The organism is Bradyrhizobium sp. STM 3566 (genome assembly GCF_045571445.1).
GTDB classification, from domain to species: Bacteria; Pseudomonadota; Alphaproteobacteria; order Rhizobiales; family Xanthobacteraceae; genus Bradyrhizobium; species Bradyrhizobium vignae.
On sequence record NZ_CP120692.1, the window covers coordinates 4,702,395 to 4,721,482 of the forward strand.

The following is a 19,088-nucleotide window of genomic DNA, read 5'->3' on the forward strand; positions in this document are numbered from 1 at the left end:
TCATGCGAAGGCGAGGATCGCAAGGAGGGCGGCGAGCAGCATCATGGCGCGGCCGTAGACCGTCAGCGCCTCCGTGATATCGGCGGCGCGCGGATCGCGCGCGCCTTGGTTCAGCCAGGGCTCGTCGGTCGCGCTGCCGTGATAGATGCGGGGACCACTGAGCCGCACGCCGAGCGCCCCCGCCATCGCCGCTTCCGGCCAGCCGGCATTCGGCGAACGATGCCGGCGCGCATCGCGCGCCATGCACGACAGCGCCTCCGACCGCCTTGACGCCAGCAGCACGAACAGGAATCCGGTCAGGCGCGCCGGAATGAAATTGGCGACATCGTCGATGCGCGCCGCCGCCCACCCAAAGGCTTCATGTCGTTCGCTGCGATGACCGATCATGGAGTCCAGCGTGTTGATGGCCTTGTAGCCGAAGATGCCGGGCAGACCGAACAGCGCGCCCCAGAACACCGGCGCGACGATGCCGTCGGAGGAGTTCTCGGCAAGGCTCTCGATCGCCGCGCGCGCGATGCCGGCTTCATCGAGCGCTGTGGGATCGCGGCCGACGATGCGCGATACCGCCTCGCGTGCGGCGGCGATGTCGCCCGCCTGCAACGGCATCGCGACGGCGGCAACGTGATCATGGAGCGAGCGCAGCGCGACCAATGGCCAGGCCAGGATGCCAATCAACATGATCTGGATCCAGCCCAGCGAGAGCACCGATTGAACGATCCAGCCGAGCGCAACTGAGAGCGCAATCACCACCAGTGCTCCGGCGACGCCAGCAGCTCGGCGCCACGCCGGCGGATCGGACGCACGATTCCAGGCGGCGTCGATGGCGGCAATCAGCCGGCCGAGCCAGGTGACGGGATGGCCGATCCGCGCGAAGAGCGGGGCGGGCCAGCCCAGAAGGGCATCCACCGCCATCGCCACCACCATCGCACCCGCAAAACCCACACCCGCCTCCTGTCCGCCCCTGTTGCGCAAAGCGAGGGCGGAGCGCAAGCCCCTCGCCCCCTGATTTCGGCTTTGTCTTTGGTCACGATTGATGGTTAGTCAGGCTCACGGGAGACCTTGATGACCACCATCTTGATCACGGGCGGAGCGCGATCGGGCAAGAGCAAGCGTGCGGAAATGCGCACGCGCGCCTTTTCCGGCCAGCCGGTCTACATCGCGACGGCCGAGGCGCTCGATGGCGAAATGGAGGAACGCATCGCAAGACACCGCGCGCGGCGCGGAACCGATTGGATCGAGCGCGAGGTGCCGCTTGATCTCGTGCCCGCGCTGCTCGCAACCGATGGCGGCGGCGCACGGCTGGTGGACTGCCTGACACTCTGGCTCTCCAACCTGATGCATGCGGAGCGCGACTGGGAGCACGAGGTGAATGCGCTTGCCGGCGCCCTGCCCCGGCTGAGGAGCCCGGCTGTTCTCGTCACCAACGAGGTCGGCCTCGGCATCGTGCCCGACAACGCACTGGCGCGCAGCTTCCGCGATGCCGCCGGGATCATGAATCAGATCATTGCCGATGTCGCTGACGAGGTCGAATTCGTCGTCGCCGGTCTGCCGATGAAATTGAAATGATGCCGCGCACCGAACTCTTGCGGGACGTCGTCGCCGATCTTCGAATCGCAGCATCATTCGTGACGATCCTGCCCGTCGCATCGTCGAAGCCCGCCGGTGACGGAGCGATCGCGCGCGCGACCTGGGCGCTGCCCGTCGCGGGACTGCTGGTCGGCCTCGCCGGCGCCTTGGTCTACAAGATCTCCATTCGGTTTGGACTGACACCGAACCTTGCCGCCCTGCTCGCGCTGGCCACGACCGCCCTCATCACCGGCGCGCTGCACGAGGACGGGCTTGCCGATACCGCGGACGGACTCGGCGGCGGCCGTACGCGTGAGCGCAAGCTCGAGATCATGCGCGACAGCCGGATCGGGACCTATGGCGTCTGCGCACTGATCCTGTCGTTCGGCTTGCGCTGGGGTGCGCTCGCGACCATCGCCGATCCCCTCGCCGTCGCGTTCGCACTGTGCGCGGCGCACACTGCTGCCCGCGCCGGCGTGCCGGCCTTCATGTCGCTGGTGCCGCCTGCGAGACCTGACGGCCTGTCGGCCAGCGCCGGAGCGCCGCCGGGCGGCAGCATCGCCATTGCCTTCGCGCTTGGAACGCTCGCGCTTGCCCTGGCGTTGGGGCCGGGCAAGGCGCTGGTCGGACTGATCCTGCTATCGCTTGCCGGCCTCATGCTGGCGCGGCTTGCCATCCGCCAGATCGGCGGGCAGACCGGCGACGTCCTCGGCGCGTTCGAGCAGACGGGCGAGATCCTGATCCTGCTCGTGGCCGCCTCCTTCCAGATGGGACGCTGACCTCATGGTCGAGTTCGACGATACCTTCCGCCAGCACTTGCGCGAGCTGTTTGTGTGGCGTCGCGACGTGCGCCGCTTTCGCAGCGATCCATTGCCGGAGGGTGCAATTGAACGCCTGATCGAGACGGCCTGCCTCTCGCCTTCGGTCGGCCTCAGCCAGCCCTGGCGCTTCGTCACTGTCGATGACGCCGCGCGGCGCCGGGCCGTGACCGACGATTTCAAGGCATGCAATGCCGACGCGCTGAATTGTTATTTCGGCGACCGCGCAGCGCACTACGCCACGCTGAAATTGTCAGGCCTCGAACAGGCTCCCGGTCATCTCGCCGTGTTCGCGGACAAGGCCAGCAGCATCGGTCATGGCCTCGGCCGTGCGACCATGCCGGAGACAACAGAATATTCCGTGGTCGCCGCCATCACGGCGATGTGGCTTTCCGCGCGCGCCGACGGTATCGGCATCGGCTGGGTGTCGATCCTGAGCCCGGATCGGATCCACGCCATTCTCGATGTGCCGCACTCCTGGAAATTCATCGCCTATCTCTGCATCGGCTATCCGGAAGCCGAATGCGACCGGCCCGAGCTGGAGCAGGCGAAGTGGGAGCATCGACGAGGCGCCGACGAGTTCACGCTGCGCCGCTAGGCCCAGCGCTCGAACGGCTTCAGATCGACCTGCTCCGCCCCGCGAGCAGCGCTCGCGCGACCAAAGTCGCCGCATAGCGGCTGACCCTACGTCAGTATGTTCACGACATACCCCCGCACAATGGCGACAACCAAGTGCTCTTGCTATCTACGAGCACACAGTGAAGGGCAACGGAACCGGTCCCGCGAGCCGGCAGTTGCAAGACAGGTCCGGCGGCGTAGCGCCCGCCGGACTCCTGATCGAGCGGCAGGATGCCGCTCACAGTTGGTGCTGAGAGAACGCCATGAGAAACATCGCCGATCTCCTCGTGCGGTTTTGGCAAGCGAACCAGCCTGCATCCGATATTCAGGTGGCCGCTGTGGCCGAACACCGAGATCAATCCAGCATGGCTGATTTTGTCCGCATCCTGCAGGCCTACGATCGGGACCAGTGGGGTGACCGCGTCGGTCCGTGATATGGTCGTCACAGCAAATCAGCGCTCAGGCCGGGCTGCGGACTGCATCCAACCAGCTGGTACAGGATCAATCTTGCGCCCCCAATCCTTCTTCAGCAGGTCGCCCGGCCGGCGATGTGCCGTCGGCCGGGCCAACACCCACACGTGCGTCGAAACGGGCGATCTGATCAAGCTGACCAAGGCTTGCTTCGAAGGCGCTCTTCGGTAGTTCACGGCCCAGCCTCCGCGCGTCTGCGCCCGCCGGCTTCGTCCACGTCGCGCCCAAACCGCTCGACGAGGAAGTCGATGAACAGCCGCACCTTCACCGATAAATGCCGCGTCGGCGGATATACCGCGTAGAGCGCGAGCGGCGGCGCAGAATAGTCGTTCAGCACAACGCGCAGTTCGCCCTTCCGCAAAGCATCGGCGGCGATGAACTCCGGCAGCAGCGCCAGCCCCCTGCCCTTGATCGCGACGTCGCGCAGCACTTCGGCGTTATTGACGCAGAGCGACCAGGCCGGCTGGATCCAGTGATCGCCGTCACTGCCGGTGAGCTTCCACTGGTTGCCCGTGAGCAGGAAGCCGTAGGTGAGTGAAGCGTGCTCACGCAGATCCTGCGGATGCTTTGGTGTGCCATGCCGCGCGAGATAATCCGGCGAAGCGCAGATCATGCGCGCCACCGGCATGATTTTGCGCGCGATCAAGCTGGACGATTCCAGCTCCGCGATCCGCAGCGTCACGTCGAATCCATCCTGGACGGGATCGAGCAGATCGTCGCTGAGCACGATCTGAAGCTGAAGCTCGGGATAACGCGCCATGAAATCGGCCAGCACCGGCCCGAGCCGCATGGTGCCGAACGACATCGGCGCATTGACGCGGAGCAGCCCGCGCGGCGCCGACTGGGCCTGCGTCACGGCCTGGTCGGCCGCCTCGATCTCCGAGAGGATCACGACCGCGCGCTCGAAGTAGCGCTGGCCGTTCTCGGTCGGGCTCGCGTGCCGCGTGGTCCGATTCAGGAGCTGGACCCCGAGGCTCTCCTCGAGATCTGCGATGTATTTGCTGATCGCCGAGCGCGACAGCCGCAGCTGCCGACCGGCCTCGGCAAAGCTGCCGCTTTCGACCACCTTCACGAAGGCCCGGAGACTGCCGAGCTTATCCAAGGGGCGACCCCGCAGATTGTTTCCAAATCGTAGACATAGCTGTCATATTTGCATGGATTGTCTCCAATCCAAAGCGCAGCGATATTTCCACGCAGAGCAAGACCGCTTCCCGAATCTGGAGGACGACAATGTCTGGACTGCACCATGTCACTGCGATTGCCGGCGATCCCATCCGCAATTTCGGCTTCTACACCCGGGATCTCGGGCTGCGCTTCGTCAAGAAGACGGTCAATTTCGATGATCCCGGCACCTATCACTTCTATTACGGCGACGAGACCGGCCGCCCCGGCACGATCCTGACCTTCTTCCCCTGGGCCGGCGTTCCGGCCGGGCGCCGCGGCGTCGGCGAGACCCATCAGACCGCCTTCCGCGTGCCGCAACGCTCGCTCGGCTATTGGACGCAGCGCTTTACCGAGAAGGGCATTCGCTACGAGGCGCTGGAGAAGCGCTTCGGCGAGTCCGTGCTGCCGTTCACCGACCCCGATGGCATGGCGCTGGCCCTCGTCGGCATCCCCGGCGCGGAGAACGAGCCCGGCTGGAGCAATGGCGAGGTGCCGGCCGAGCATGCGATCCGCGGCTTCCACGGCGTGACTTTGCTGCTCGACAGCGCGGCGAAGACGGCTGCCGTCCTCAACGACGTGTTCGGCTTCAAGGAAATGGGACGAGAAGGCTCGGTGATCCGCTTCAAGGCGCCGGGCGATGCCGAAGGCAGCATCGTCGACATCTACGAGGCCAAGGGTTTCCTGCGGGGACATCAGGGCGGCGGCTCGGTGCACCACATTGCCTTCCGTGCGGTCGACGATGCCGAACAGGGCAAGATGGCCGCGAGGCTCGTGAGCAATCACGGCCTGCACCCGACCGAGCAGCGCGACCGCAACTACTTCCGCTCGATCTACTTCCGCGAGCCCGGCGGCGTGCTGTTCGAGATCGCGACCGACATCCCCGGCTTCGCCGTCGACGAGCCCGTCGCCACGCTCGGACGTGACCTGAAGCTGCCGAGCTTCCTCGAACAACATCGCAAGCAGATCGAAGAGGTCTTGCCGAGCCTGGAAGAGACCGCGTCATGACCGAAACCGCATTCATCCATCGCTTCGAGCCCGCGATCAACGCGGGCTCCCCTCCTCTGCTGCTGCTGCACGGCACCGGCGGCGACGAGAACGACCTGCTCGGGCTCGGCAAGATGATCTCGCGCGGCTCGGCCCTGCTCTCGCCGCGCGGCCGCGTGCTCGAGCACGGCATGCCTCGCTTCTTCCGGCGTCTGGCTGAAGGCGTGTTCGACGAGGCGGACGTGCGGCGACGCGCGATCGAGCTCGGCGAGTTCGTCGCGGAGGCGCGGAAGCAATATGGCATCGCCGCGCCGGTCGCGGTCGGCTTCTCCAACGGCGCCAACATTGCAGCCGCGCTGTTGCTGCTGAAGCCCGAGGCGTTGTCCGGCGCGATCCTGCTGCGCGCCATGGTGCCGCTGTCGGATCCGCCGAACGCCGACCCTGCAGGCAAGCCCGTTCTGCTCCTCTCGGGACAGGGTGACCCGATCGTGCCGGCGAGCAACTCGGCACGGCTAGCGGCTTTGCTCTCGCAAGCAGGCGCGAGCGTGACGCACGAGGTCCTGCCGGCTGGCCATCAATTGTCACAAGCCGACGTGACTTTGGCCCGCGACTGGATCGGCAAGGTCGACGCCGAGGCCGCATGATCACATGGCGGCGCATCGTTTTCGAACGGTGCGCCGCGATGCAACGCTTCAAATCAGGAAGTCATGAGGCGCGGGTACAATGCCGTGATGCGGACCATTGGTGCCGTGGTCGGCGGTGTGCTCGACCAGGGCCTGAGGCGCCATTTTGATGATCATCTCGAGGTCTCCTTCCTGACCGAGCGGAACGTGCGGATCGAGAGGATCATGAACTCGTTTAAGCTCGACTGCCTCGACGGAACTGGAAGGAGCTGTCTCACCATCGAAGCGGAACACCAGTTCTTGATCCGCGCCGCCGATCTCGGAAGCAGCTTTAGCCGGCTGTGCGGCTTCTGATGCAGCAGATTGCGCAGCCTGCTGCGCGTTTCCGCCTCCAGCGTCACCGCCGGCTGCAACACTCGGTGCAGCAATCTCGCCTGCTTCCGGCGTGTTTGCAGCGGTTGAGTGCCCCGAGCTGCCGTGTGCCGCGGCGGCCGGTTCTGCCGTCGCCACTGCGGCTGACGCGCTCGCAGCATCCGAAGCCGGAGCGTGATGCTCGGCGCCATTGCCCGGTGTGAAACCAGCTTCAGTCGACTCCGTGGCCGCTAGCTTTGCAGACCCTGGCTCCGAACTGTGCTGCGAATTACCGCGGCCCGCGCCGTCGGTCGTTGCGACGCTCGGTTCGGCGGTCTCGGCTGCTTCCGGTGCGTTTGCAGGGCTTGGGTGTGGATCGTGGCCCGAGTTGCCATGTTCGACGCCGCTTGGTTCTGCCGTCTTCGCCGCCCCTCGCGAACCGTCCGAAGCCGAGGAATGATGCCCATTGTCAGTACCTGCGCCGCTGCCCGGTGCGGACCTCGCTTCGTCCATGTCTGCGGCTGCCGCCTTCGCAGAGCCTGGCTCGGCGTGGTGCGCGTTACTGTGGCCCGCCTTCTCGGCGGTTGCGACGCTCGGTTCGACGATCTCGGCTGCCTCCGATGCGTTTGCAGCGGGTGAGTGTGAATCGTGCCCCGAATGGCCGTGTGCCACGCCACCTTGTTCTGCCGTCTTCGCCGAACCTCGCGAAGCGTCCGAAGCCGGAGCGTGATGCTCGGCGCCATTGCCGACGCCGTTGCCCTTTTCAGTCAACCCTGTGGCCGCCTGTGCAGACCCCGGCTCCGAAGCGTGCTCGGAGTTACCGCGGCCCTTGGTGTCGGCCATTGCGACACCCGGTTCGACGATCTCGGATGCTTCCGGTGCGCTTGCAGCGGCTGAGCGTGAATCGTGCCCCGAATTGCCGTGTTCCGCGCCACCTGGTTCTGCCTTCTTCGCCGACCCCGGCGTGGCCTTCGAAGCCGAAGCGTGATGCTCGGCTTCATTGCCGTCGCCTTTGCCCGGTTTGGAGTCGGCTTTAGCCGACTCCGTGGCTGCCGGCTTTGCAGACTCTGGCTCCGATGCGTGCTGCGAGTTGCCGCGGTCCGCGTCAGCGGCCGCTGCGACGCTCGGTCCGACCACCTCGTTCGGCACAGGCGACAAAATGCCGGTGTCCGCCTTCTCCGGCTCACTCTTGAACGTGAGATTTCCAGCTGCCGCAGCCATCGCGCTATGAGCAAGCTCGGTTGATGAACCGCGGACCGAGACGTGAGAGGCACCATCCCTCTCTTCCGTTGCAGCCGCCGAATCGGCGGTGACGGTCCTGAACTTCGTCGACGCTCCTGAACCGGCCCGCGTCTGCCCGAAGTGAAACCTCAAGCCGTCGTCGGCGAGTGTGTTCCAGATTCCATCCGCCCCGGCTGTGTCCTCGCCTACGATGCCATGGACATTATCCGCACTCTGGACAGTCTCATCGGTTGCGGCCACCGATATCAGCGCTCCTTCGAGCTCCTCCAGGGTGATCGCGACAGCCGTGCCTTTCAGCTGATGGACGGGATCCGCGTCCGCAATGGACACAATCCCCTGCAGATGGATTTCCAGCAGGCTGCGATCCCCGACATCGAGAACATGATCGGTCGGATTCACATAGACGATCGTTTCATTGCTTGCGGAGTCGTAGATCCAGGCGAGTGTGTGTGGCGGTATGGACTTGCTTGCCGCGGTCATATGCAACCAGGCAAGCGCTCCGAAAGCTGCAAGATTGATCCTGCTCGGCCCGGATGCGAAATCGAACACAACGTCGGACGCGGTGGAACTGGAATCGGTCGAGGAACGGTGAACAACCTTTTCAACGTTGCCGCCCGTCAGTTGATCGCGGCCATCTCTGCCAAGACTGACATCGTGACCAAGCTCCACCAAGCCGGACGTTTTTTGGAGGTTGTCACCCGCGGCGTCATCGCTCATTTGGCTCCGAGCGCCTTCTCCGGCGACGCCATCGTTTCCAGTGGTCAGGAACGCGGAAGGCAGGTGGGCCTCGTGCGAAGGGAAACCCGCGACCGAGTTGTCGACATGATGAGCGTCAGCATTGTTGATCGCGGCAACTTTCGTGGTGGCATTCTCTCCGGTGACGGCCTGGAAGCTGTCGATCGATGCATGAGCCGCGTCATGCGTCTGCGCGGCTGCGAGATGAGGATCGTGCAGCGCGTAGATCAGCGCGCCGGCGAGAGCGGCGAAGGTGCCATACTCCCCGTGAACCGACGTCGGATTGGACGCAGGCCGCGGGATTTGATGTTCCGGGGTCGGGTCACCTCCAATCTGTATGCCGTTCATCCCCCGCAGCGAGAGCGGAGCAAGATTCGACGCGCTCGATCCAGCAGGACCGTGGTCTTTCCACGCTTTCGCGCCTGCGGATTGTTCGGCCGCGTGCAGCGCCTCCGTTGCCGCCGCCGGGCTCGTGACTCGGCTCAGCTTGGCAGAAAGCTCTCGCTGGATGAGCGGAGGCGGCTCGGAGGATTCCCAGACGACGAGGTGGCGGAGAATGGCTTTTTTCCAAGGCTCATATTCGGCGTGCTCTCCCGCGTGGCCGATGCCGTCGTCATTCGGAAGCATGTCGTTCGCTTCCGACGCCTTGAGTTCGTCCGCGATGGCGATCGCCAGAAAGGCCAACGCGAGCGTGCCGAAGCCGGAGGGGCGCTGCAGCAACGCGAGGGTCGCGAGTACGGTTCTGTTGGTGATCTCAAGCTTCTGAAATATATTGTAGAGGTGTACTTTGACTGTTCCTGGAGAAACGTCCAGCTGGCGCGCGATCTCCTTGTTCGACATTCCTTCCGACACTAGTCGTACAATTTGACGTTCGCGCTGCGTCAAGAGCTCCAGCATTTTCTCAATTTTGCTGCCCTCGTCAGCGTCGTTGCCGGTTGGCGAGAGCTCGAACTGCTCGGGCGAGACACTGCGCTTCATCATCAGCCGCAGTGATCGCAGCATGCTGTCGGGGGAGGCATACTTCGAAATTGCGCAGCAGGTGCCGGCAGCGATCGCTGCGGTTAGACCGCGGTCGGATTCGGACTCGGTAAAGAACACCAGGCGCGTGGCAAGGTTCTCAGCTTTCGCAATCGCGAGGATCTCGGTTGCCGTCAGATCTGGCAGGGTGTCAGCAAGAAGCGCGATGTCGGGCGCCAAGTTCCGGATTGCCTCGAGACAGCTCGTCCCGTCGCTGGACGAGGCGACGACGTCGAAGTCATGCTGTGCCCCGAGCACCGATCTCAGCCCCTGTAGCACGATCGGTTGTCGATCTCCGATCACGAGCCGGATGCGCGCGGATATCCCCTGCTTGGCAGTCACGTCTAACATGGACTCTGCCTCGGCCCGGCATCTATGAGTTTCGGCATATGGCCGGGGCCGGGTGAGGGTATTAAAATACAATTAACTGCTCGGAGAAAGAGGCTTAGCGGGGTTAACCCTACCTAAAGTCGCAAGCTTTGACGGCGTTTAGGTGAGAAAAAAGAAAAAATATGTCATTTGACCCGATGGCCGTTGCGATTGACTGGCTCGATGCCTATCGCGCGGGCGATCTCGAGGCGATCCTGGACATGTATGCCGAAGATGCCGTGGTTCATTGCGGCTGTGGCGGCGCCAAAACCATTACCGGCCGCGAGGCACTTCGTGCCTATTGGGTCGAGCGCCTTCGAGACTATCCGGCAGGCAAGTTGGACGATCTCAATCTCTCCCAGGACAGCATCATTATTTCGTACAGCACCAGTACTGGTGTCATGACTGCGCATTTTGCGTTTGACGCCGCCGGGAGGATCAAGGAGCTGAGCTGCGGTCCCTCACACTAGAGCTGCGGGTCCGGCGCCAATCTGCTTGGCGGACGTCCTTGGCGCAAATCCGAGAGTCTCAAATGGGTCATTCTCGACGGTTTGGTGCGAAGCTCGGCCGCACCCGGTCTACCCCTCATCGCTGACGGTTAGGCAGCGGGCGGTGTTGGCCGCGATGGGCAATAAGCGGACGAGAAAACTTGATTCACTAGCAGCCGTTGAAGAGCTTAGGGGGAAGCCCACCATCCGTCGGGAAATGGCGCAAGCAACATCCAATCGATTTGGTTGTCGTTGTGAGGGGGCCTGAGACCTCCTGCACCTCTGCTTGGTGGCGAGTAGCGACGGAGACGGACCGACGAGGCGCCGAGATCACAACCTCGGAGGGAGCGCGAAGCATGGCGTCTGGAGCGCAATGCAGGCGCACCGCGGGCGGCGCGCTCTGCATCTGCGACTAGACTTCGAAGATCTTCCAGTTCTGAGAGCTGAGAGGCGAGTTCACCAAGTCGTTGCAAATAAAGGATTGCGCGAGAGCTTCGCATAAATGTCCTCCACAGTACAAAAAAGCACTACAGGACGGCTTCAAACCAATCGGGATAAAGTGGTACTCTACCATGGTGAAAAATCGGCTTTCAATACGTCAGGCTCATTGCCTCATATGAGGGCCGAAAGGCCGCTTACGATCATCCACTGCCCTTGGCACGTCCACGAACGGTATTCTGCTTAGCCTTTGGACTCGTCGCGCAAATGGCATGAAACCGAAATCCGCCCTTGCGAAACACTTTTCCAAGAGCCGTGAAGCAAGCCTGAATCACTAGCGATGAAAAATCACCAACGCAGTTGGAGCTGACTCGATCACGCACCCAGCATCTAAGAGGATGCTGGACCGGGCCCAATCGATGGTACCGGCGAATGTTCAACGTTTCGTCCTGCGGTCAAGTAAGTGCTGGGAGAGGTCGATGGCATACGTTGGCAAGCACGCGATCGTGGTGGGCGCGGGAATGGGTGGTCTGTTGGCCGCTCGCGCTTTGGCGGATCATTTCGACGAAGTGACCGTACTTGAGCGTGATGCGCTTCCGGATTTGCCTGATCCTCGCAAGGGCGTTCCGCAAGGACGGCATACGCACGGATTGCTTGCTCGTGGGCGCGAGATACTTGAGCAGTCGTTTCCCGGCTTTACAGAGGGAATGATTGCTCAGGGAGCAGTGCCTGCGGACCTCGTCAACGATGGGCTTTGGTTCAACTACGGCGTCTATCTTCACAACACCCCCAGCAAGATGGTCGGGCTCGGCGTGAGCCGACCGACGCTGGAAGGCTTCGTGAGACGGCGGCTCGTTCAACTATCCAATATTCGGGTGTGGGAGCGACGTGACGTTGTGGAGCCGGTGTTTGATCGACTATCGGGCCGCGTGACTGGCGTTCGCGTCCAATCAAAAAATGGTTCACATGACGGGGAAACAATAGACGCCGATCTCGTGGTTGATACCAGCGGTCGCGGATCATCGAGCCCCGCATGGCTGAGTGCGTTTGGTTTCGCAAAGCCGCCAGAGGAGCAGATCACTGTCAATCTTGGCTATGTGACCCGCTTCTATCGTCTCAAACCCGAACATATGACGAATTGTTTGCATGGCAGGAAGTTCGTCATCATGGCAGCGTGTTCGCCTGATTTTCGCTTCGGTGCTCTTTTGCCACAGGAGGGCGAACGTTGGACTGTGACATTAGGCGGTTACAGGGACGATCAAGTGCCAGAGGATGATGCTGGTTTCCTTGAGTTTGCGCGCAGCTTGCAACAGCCGGAAATATTCAACGTGATCCAGAATGCAGAACCACTTACTCCGCTTACGTCATACAAGTTTGTTTCGAACTTGCGACGCCATTACGAGAAGCTGCGCCGCTTTCCGGAAGGCTATCTGGTGTATGGCGACGCCTTGTGCAGCTTCGATCCAGCCTATGGTCAAGGAATGACGGTAGCCTGTCTGGAATCGCTGGCCTTGCGCGAGTGTTTGGCAAACGGAACGCAAGGAATTGCTCGCCGCTTCTTCCAGATGGCTAGTCGGTTCATTGAAGCTCCCTGGCAAATCGTCGTGGGCAGTGATTTGCAAAACCCGCGCGTCGAGGGCAAGCGGACGGCGCAGGTGCGCTTTGTCAACTGGTACATAGCGAAGTTTTACCGAGCGGCGCAACGTGATGCCGCGCTGGCGACCAAGTTCTTGGAAGTGGCCAACCTTATGCAACAGCCAACGGCGTTGCTAAGCCCAGCCAATGCGCTGAAAGTGTGGAATGGAAGTCGGGACATACAGCACAGCGACCCTGGTCGGGGGCGCCAAGCCGCTTAGCACGGTAGCGACCGGCCCCCCAATCAAACACCTTATTATTCAGTCGCGTCCGGCACGGCTGATCAGCCCGACGGTCGACTCCGGGGTGACGAGGCCGTTCAAGCTCGCGGAGTGCAGCAGCGAGCCTGAAGTCTCGGTGCCGATCGAAGCCGCGCACAGACCGGCCGCCACCGCGACCGCCGAGCTCGATCCCCCCGGAGACACCACCGGAATGCCGTGATCGTCCATCAGCGCGCGGCGCATAGGGGTTCTTCACCTGACCGCCCAGGGACGAATAGCCGGCGGGCATGTCGATCGCGAGCATGTCGGCGAACTCCATCAGGATTGAGCGCGCGTACCGCGTTGAGCTTGGGCTCGTCGCGGTCGTAGGCCTCAATGCACGCGAGATAGGCTTTGACCAGCGCCGTGGCCGTGACATGCCCAGTGGCCAGAGCATGAGCGGTATCGCATCGACGCCTGATCGAGCCTTGGGGAGATCGGCGCCTCGGCGCTGACGGCCACCGCGGCAGTGCCGGCATCGCGGCGGGATGGCTTCTGCACGGCTGCCTCGCCTGACGGCGCGTCGCTCACCATGAGACCCGACGATGCCATCATGCCAGTGTTTTGCCCGACGGGTCAACGTCAGGGCGCATCGCGTCGACCATCAATCACGCAACGCGCAAGCCATTGAAATGACTACACCCGGCTACTGTGCATGGGGTTGTTTTTCAGATTTTTGTTTGGAGCTGCCCTCTCCAACGAGCGGAGAGGGCACAGCAACGGACGCCGCCCTACTCCCAATACCACGTCGAGAAATCGTTCTCGAATTGCGGGACGTCCTTCCAGACGCCCTTCAGCTTCTTGCTGGTGATGGTGATGAGCTGCGGCTGGTACAGGTAGGCGGAGACGGCGTCGGTCGCGAGCATGCGTTGGGCGTCGCCGAGCAGCTTTGCGCGGGCAGCCTCGTCCGGCGTCGAGACGATCTGCTTGTAGAGCGCATTGAACTTGTCGTTGTTGTAACCGAGATAGTAGTCCGGCTCGGTGATCTTGACGAGGTCGAATGGCTCGACATGACTGACGATGGTGAGGTCGAAATTATGCGGACCGTTCGGCGCGAACACCTGCGACAGCCACTGCGCCCATTCGACGTTCTCGATTTTGGCGACGATGCCGACCTTGGCGAGCTGGGCGGCAGCGATCTCGCCGCCCTGCCTCGCATAGGACGGCGGCGGCAGCTTCAGCGACAATTCGAGCGGCGTGGTGACGCCGGCTTCAGTGAGCAGCTTCTTGGCCTTCTCGGGGTCGTACGGATTGATGCCTGTCGTGTCGACGTAGCCGAGCGCGCCCGGCACGTAGAAGCTGCCGATCGGCGTCCCGAAGCCGTCGACGGCGCCGTCGATCATCGCCTTGCGGTCGATCGCGGCAAGGATGGCGCGGCGGACGCGGACGTCGTCCAGCGGCTTCTTGCGGTGGTTGATGGCGAGGATGGTCTTGGCCCTGGAGCCGCCGACCAGCACTGTGAAGCGCGGATCGGCCTTGAACTGTGCCAAGGCGCGCGCCGCGGCGACGCGCGGGAAGGCGTCGACGTCACCCGACAGCAGCGCCGCCACCTGCGCCGCCGGATCGGAGATGAAGCGGATCGTCACCTTGGACAATTTGACCGCGGCGGCGTTGCGGTAGTCGGCCCATTTGGTCAGAGTGATCGAAGAACCCTTCGCCCAGGCGCCAAGCTGATAAGGCCCGGTGCCAACCGGCTGCGTCACATTGGTGGCTGCGCTCTTCGGCTCGACGATCGAGCCGCTCGCCTGCCCCAGCAGGAACGGCAGATTCGGCTCGGAATATTTCACCGTGATCACGATCGTGTCGGCATCCGGTGCGTCGACCTTCTCGAAAGCCTGGAACAGGCTTTTGTCCTTGTTCGTGCTGTTCGGCGCGGCGTTGCGATCGAACGAGAATTTCACGGCCGCGGAATCGAAGGGTTCGCCGTTCTGGAATTTGACGCCCTTGCGCAGCTTGAACGTATAGGTCTTCAAATCCGGCGAAGCGGTCCAGCTCTCGGCGAGCAGCGGCGAGACCGAGCCGTCCTCGTTGATCTTGGTCAGGGTCTCATAGATGTTGTAGAGCGTGACCTCGGCAATCGCGGCGGCGGCGGCATTGGTGGGATCGAGGCCCGGCGGCTCCAGCGCCATCGCCATGACGACGCTGTCCTTCTTGCTCTGCGCCAGCGCCGGCAAAGGCGCCATGACGAGCGCAGCAGCAAATGCGACGATCGATAGTTTCCTGAACATGCGCAACTCCCCAGCCTGTTCCGTTCTCAAGCCTACGCTAATCCTGCTCCGGACATTAACCTTCCACGGCCGCCTGCGGCAACGCCATCACGGCCTCGGCCTTGTGGCAGGCGGCAAGGTGCCCCTCGCCCATCTTGCGTAACGCAGGCGGAACCTCGCGGCAATGCTGGTCGGCAAGGGTGCAGCGCGATGCATAGGGGCATCCGGCCGCTGCCGCCGATTGCGAGGCGATCGCCTGGGCCCCGCGCCGGCGCCGGCTACCCCCGGCACGCGCCCGCGGCACCGCATCCAAGAGCGCCCGCGTATATGGATGGGCGCAGCACTCGAACAGATCTTCGGGGCGCCCCTGCTCGACGATGCGGCCGAGATACATCACCGCGACTTCGTCGCAGAGATAGTCGACGACGGCGAGGTCGTGGCTGATCAGGATGTAGCTGAGGCCGAACTGCTCCTGGAGGTCCTGCATCAGGTTGAGCACCTGGGCCTGCACGGAGACGTCGAGCGCGGAGACCGGCTCGTCGGCGACGATCAGCTTCGGCTGCGTGATCAGCGCGCGCGCAATGGCGATGCGCTGGCGCTGGCCGCCCGAGAATTCGTGCGGATATTTGTCCATGTCGGCGTCACGCAAGCCGACCTGGCGCAGCACAGCCGCGACACGGTCGCGGAAGGTGGTGCGGTCGGCGCCTTCCATCACGGTCAGCGGCTCGGCAACGATCCGCGCGATGGTCTGACGCGGATCAAGCGAGCCGTAAGGGTCCTGGAACACCATCTGGAAATCACGGCGGGCGCGGCGCAGTTCGTCAGCCGGGATACGATTGAGATCACGGCCGAGCAGCGCGACCTGGCCCGACGTCGGCCGCTCCAGCGCCATCACAAGGCGCGCGAAGGTGGACTTGCCGGAGCCGGATTCGCCGACGATGCCGAGGCTCTTGCCGGCCTGGACCTGCACGCTGACGCCGTTGAGCGCGCGCACCTGCCCTGGCGGGCGAAACAGGCTTTCCCGCGGCAGCGTGTAGCGCTGCTCGAGATCCCTGACATCGAGAAGCGGCGCGGTGCTCATGCGGTCAGCGCTCCGACAGGCTCAGCCATCGAGACGTCCGTCCGGATGCAGCGCACCAGATGGCCGGGGCCGACATCCACCATCGGCGGCAGTGCGGCGCGACATTGGTCAATCACGAGCGGACAGCGATCGGAAAAGGTGCAGCCGGACGGCAGATCGGCGAGCTCCGGCACCGTGCCTGAGATCGTCTTCAGCCGCGTGCCCTTGCGTGCGCCGAGCTTCGGCCGAGCGCGGAACAGGCCCTGCGTGTAGGGATGTCCCATGCGGCGGAACACCTCGTCGGTCGGCCCGCTCTCGACGACGGTGCCGCCATACATCACCATCATGCGCTGCACGTTCTCGGCGATGACGCCGAGATCGTGCGAAATGAGGATCATCGACATGCCGCGCTCCTCGACAAGATCGGCGATGAGGTCGAGGATCTGGCCCTGGATGGTGACGTCGAGCGCCGTAGTCGGCTCATCCGCGATTAGGAGGTCCGGTTCGCAGGCCAGCGCCATCGCGATGGTGATGCGCTGGCGCTGGCCGCCCGAGAACTGGTGCGGATAGGCGTCAACGCGCCGCGCGGGGTCGGGCAGCCCGACGCGGTCGAGCAAGGCGATAGTCTCGCGCCGCGCCTGCGCCGCCGAGTATTTCTTATGCCGCCGCAGCGGCTCGGCGACCTGGTTGCCGATCGTGTGCATTGGATTGAGCGCGGTCATCGGCTCCTGGAAGATCATGCTGATGCGGTTGCCGCGCAGGCGGCAATAATCGGCATCCGAGAGTCCGACGAGCTCGTCGCCGTCCAGCTTGATGCTGCCGGTGACGGCCGCGCTGTCCGGCAGCAGCCCCATCAACGACAATGCCGTGACCGACTTGCCGCAGCCGGACTCGCCGACGAGCCCGAGGGTCTCACCACGCTCGAGAGCGAAGCTGACGCCGCGCACAGCCCGTGCCGGCCCGCGGCTGGTGTTGAGGCGGACGCCGAGATTTTCGACTTCGATCAGCGGCACGTTGGAGCGTTCGTCCATCGTCATCGCTCCCGCGCCAGTCGGGGATCGAGCAGGTCGCGCAATCCGTCACCGAGGAGATTGAGACCGAGCACAGCGATGGCGATTGCAGCGCCCGGATAGACCGCGAGCATCGGCGACTGGAACAGCAGCGTCTGTGCATCGTTCAACATCCGCCCCCAGGACGGCTGCGGCGGCTGCGTGCCGAGACCGAGATAGGACAGCGCGGCCTCGGCGAGAATGGCCAGCGCGAACTGGATCGTGACCTGCACGATCAGGATCGACAGGATGTTCGGCAGCACGTGCTCGATGGTGATGCGGAAGCGCCCCTTGCCCGCCGCGCGCGCGGCCAGCACGAATTCGCGCGCCCAGATCGCATTGGCGGAGCCGCGCGTCAGCCGTGTCAGCGTCGGGATCTGGAAGATGCCGATCGCAACGATCGAGGTCACCATACCGGGGCCGACGACCGCGGCGAGCATGATCGCGGACAGCACGGCGGGAAAGGCGAAGGTGAAGTCGGAAAAGCGCATGATGATCTCTTCGATCCAGCCCCGCTGGGCCGAGCCGATCAGGCCCAGCGTGACGCCGAAGGTGAGACCGATGCTGACGGCGATGACGCCGACCATGATGGTGGAGCGGGCCCCCGCAAGCAGCAGCGAGACGGTGTCGCGGCCGAAGGAATCGGTGCCGAGCCAGTGCGCCGCCGAGGGCGGCTTGAGCTTTGCGGCGATATCGATCTCATAAGGGGACCAGGGTGTCCAGACCAGGGAAAGCAGCGCAGAACCGATCACGGCAAGCACCAAGACGCCACCGAGCACGAAGCTGCGATGCCGCAGCGCCCTCCGCCAAAAGCCCGTCGCGGGGCGCGCCGGCGGGGCGGCCGTCGGCAATCCAACTGCGGTGGCGAGCGGATCACTCACAGGTCGTGGACCTTGATGCGGGGATCGATGAAGGCGTAGAGCACATCGACCACGAAGTTGACGATGACGACCATGGCCGCGAGCAGCATCACGCAGTTGCGCACCACGATGAGGTCGCGGTTGGCGATCGACTGGAAGATCAGCCGGCCGAGGCCCGGCAGGTAGAATACGTTCTCGATCACGATGGTGCCGGCGAGCAGATTGGCGAATTGCAGGCCCATCACCGTCATCACGGGGATCATGGCGTTGCGCAGCACGTGGCTCCACAGCACCTCGCGCTTGCCGAGTCCCTTCGCGCGGGCGGTGCGCACGAAGTCCTCGCGCAGCACTTCGAGTACGGCCGATCGCGTGACGCGCGCGAGGATCGCGGCCTGCACCACGGCAAGCGAGACCGCCGGCAGCAGCAGTGACTTGATTCCCGGCCAGATGCCGTCCTCCCAGCCGGCAAAGCCGCCCGCCGAGAGCCACTGCAGCCGCACCGCGAACAAGAGCACCAGCAGGATCGCGAACCAGAAGTTTGGCAGCGCGATGCCGACCTGGGTCAGCGACATCACGCCGACATCGCCGAGTTTGTTGTGGTTGGCCGCAGTGTAGATGCCGGCGGAGAGCGCCAGCGTCACGGTGATCGCCATCGCCAGGATCGCGAGCGGAATGGTCAGCACCAGCCGTTCGGCGATCAGGCTGGCGACTGGGGTGCCGTAGACATAGGAGTTCCCGAGATCGCCGACGACGAGGCCCTTGATCCATTGCAGGTAGCGAACGGCCAACGGCTGATCGAGCCCGAGCTTGACGGTGAGCGCGCGAACCGCGTCGGGCGAGGCGTCGGCGCCCATCAGCATCTGCGCGGCATTGCCGGGAAGCGCGTCGAGCACCAGGAAGATGATCAGCGACGCGCCGACCAGCGTCGCCAGCAAGGTCAACAGACGTCGGAGGACAAAGACGCTCATGCGTGCTCGGCTGCAGGGCTCACCCGCGGCACGATCAACATTTCTGGGCGCCGGACGCAAGCTCTTTGCGAGCGCACCGATGCTCTATCACCGTCACCCTGAGGTGCTCGTCCTGCAACGCAGGACGTGCCTCGAAGGGCGACGGCCCGGCTGCCTCTCGGCCGT

The 19,088-nt window shown here is 63.8% G+C and carries 17 protein-coding genes; 8 read left to right on the forward strand and 9 right to left on the reverse strand.

Annotated elements, in window-relative coordinates:
• Positions 1-942 (reverse strand): adenosylcobinamide-phosphate synthase CbiB, encoded by a 942-nt coding sequence (cbiB, locus tag P6U27_RS22790; RefSeq protein ID WP_407192674.1) that lies wholly within the window; start codon positions 940-942, stop codon positions 1-3.
• 120 nt (positions 943-1,062) lie between these two features.
• Here cbiB and cobU point away from each other — a divergent pair, with 120 nt between their 5' ends.
• The 4 genes from cobU to P6U27_RS22810 all read left to right on the forward strand — a co-directional run bounded on the left by cobU (position 1,063) and on the right by P6U27_RS22810 (position 3,436).
• The gene (cobU, locus tag P6U27_RS22795) at positions 1,063-1,566 is read left to right on the forward strand and encodes a bifunctional adenosylcobinamide kinase/adenosylcobinamide-phosphate guanylyltransferase (RefSeq protein ID WP_407192675.1); all 504 of its coding nucleotides are present in this window, start codon (positions 1,063-1,065) and stop codon (positions 1,564-1,566) included.
• Positions 1,563-2,345: an adenosylcobinamide-GDP ribazoletransferase gene (gene cobS / locus P6U27_RS22800; protein ID WP_407192676.1), complete on the forward strand. Its 783-nt coding sequence runs from the start codon at positions 1,563-1,565 to the stop codon at positions 2,343-2,345. The genes cobU and cobS overlap by 4 nt, the downstream gene beginning before the upstream one ends.
• Before the next feature lie 4 nt (positions 2,346-2,349).
• Complete coding sequence (gene bluB, locus P6U27_RS22805; RefSeq protein WP_407192677.1) at positions 2,350-2,982, forward strand: 5,6-dimethylbenzimidazole synthase; 633 nt, start codon at positions 2,350-2,352, stop codon at positions 2,980-2,982.
• Between the two features lie 283 nt (positions 2,983-3,265).
• Complete coding sequence (locus tag P6U27_RS22810) at positions 3,266-3,436, forward strand: hypothetical protein (RefSeq protein ID WP_407192678.1); 171 nt, start codon at positions 3,266-3,268, stop codon at positions 3,434-3,436.
• A gap of 209 nt (positions 3,437-3,645) precedes the next feature.
• On the opposite strand, the gene P6U27_RS22815 is transcribed toward P6U27_RS22810, so the two are convergent.
• Positions 3,646-4,575 (reverse strand): LysR substrate-binding domain-containing protein, encoded by a 930-nt coding sequence (locus P6U27_RS22815; RefSeq protein WP_407192679.1) that lies wholly within the window; start codon positions 4,573-4,575, stop codon positions 3,646-3,648.
• A 128-nt stretch (positions 4,576-4,703) separates the two neighbouring features.
• Here P6U27_RS22815 and P6U27_RS22820 point away from each other — a divergent pair, with 128 nt between their 5' ends.
• Positions 4,704-5,642, forward strand: coding sequence for a ring-cleaving dioxygenase (locus P6U27_RS22820; RefSeq protein WP_407192680.1), 939 nt, complete (start codon positions 4,704-4,706; stop codon positions 5,640-5,642).
• The gene (locus tag P6U27_RS22825) at positions 5,639-6,265 is read left to right on the forward strand and encodes an alpha/beta hydrolase (protein ID WP_407192681.1); all 627 of its coding nucleotides are present in this window, start codon (positions 5,639-5,641) and stop codon (positions 6,263-6,265) included. The genes P6U27_RS22820 and P6U27_RS22825 overlap by 4 nt, the downstream gene beginning before the upstream one ends.
• Positions 6,266-6,313: 48 nt before the next feature.
• Here P6U27_RS22825 and P6U27_RS22830 read toward each other — a convergent pair whose 3' ends face one another.
• Entirely contained in the window at positions 6,314-9,940 is a 3,627-nt protein-coding gene (locus tag P6U27_RS22830) for a LuxR C-terminal-related transcriptional regulator (protein ID WP_407192682.1), read from the reverse strand.
• 161 nt (positions 9,941-10,101) lie between these two features.
• On the opposite strand from P6U27_RS22830, the gene P6U27_RS22835 reads away from it, so the two are divergent.
• Complete coding sequence (locus tag P6U27_RS22835) at positions 10,102-10,428, forward strand: nuclear transport factor 2 family protein (RefSeq protein ID WP_122404007.1); 327 nt, start codon at positions 10,102-10,104, stop codon at positions 10,426-10,428.
• Between the two features lie 935 nt (positions 10,429-11,363).
• Positions 11,364-12,740 carry an FAD-dependent oxidoreductase gene (locus tag P6U27_RS22840; protein WP_407192683.1) on the forward strand — a complete coding sequence of 459 codons (1,377 nt, stop codon included), beginning with the start codon at positions 11,364-11,366 and terminating at the stop codon, positions 12,738-12,740.
• Positions 12,741-12,779: 39 nt separating this feature from the next.
• On the opposite strand, the gene P6U27_RS22845 is transcribed toward P6U27_RS22840, so the two are convergent.
• The 6 genes from P6U27_RS22845 to P6U27_RS22870 form a co-directional block, all read right to left on the reverse strand.
• Entirely contained in the window at positions 12,780-12,983 is a 204-nt protein-coding gene (locus P6U27_RS22845) for an amidase family protein (RefSeq protein ID WP_244607683.1), read from the reverse strand.
• Between the two features lie 527 nt (positions 12,984-13,510).
• Entirely contained in the window at positions 13,511-15,007 is a 1,497-nt protein-coding gene (locus tag P6U27_RS22850) for an ABC transporter substrate-binding protein (protein ID WP_129143084.1), read from the reverse strand.
• A 55-nt stretch (positions 15,008-15,062) separates the two neighbouring features.
• The gene (locus tag P6U27_RS22855) at positions 15,063-16,067 is read right to left on the reverse strand and encodes an ABC transporter ATP-binding protein (RefSeq protein ID WP_407192684.1); all 1,005 of its coding nucleotides are present in this window, start codon (positions 16,065-16,067) and stop codon (positions 15,063-15,065) included.
• Complete coding sequence (locus tag P6U27_RS22860; RefSeq protein WP_407192685.1) at positions 16,064-17,077, reverse strand: ABC transporter ATP-binding protein; 1,014 nt, start codon at positions 17,075-17,077, stop codon at positions 16,064-16,066. Before P6U27_RS22860 ends, P6U27_RS22855 begins: the two co-directional genes overlap by 4 nt.
• A 2-nt stretch (positions 17,078-17,079) precedes the next feature.
• Positions 17,080-17,976 (reverse strand): ABC transporter permease, encoded by an 897-nt coding sequence (locus P6U27_RS22865; RefSeq protein WP_407192686.1) that lies wholly within the window; start codon positions 17,974-17,976, stop codon positions 17,080-17,082.
• Positions 17,973-18,923 (reverse strand): ABC transporter permease, encoded by a 951-nt coding sequence (locus tag P6U27_RS22870; RefSeq protein ID WP_129143081.1) that lies wholly within the window; start codon positions 18,921-18,923, stop codon positions 17,973-17,975. The genes P6U27_RS22865 and P6U27_RS22870 overlap by 4 nt, the downstream gene beginning before the upstream one ends.
• Between the last annotated feature and the right edge of the window lie 165 nt (positions 18,924-19,088).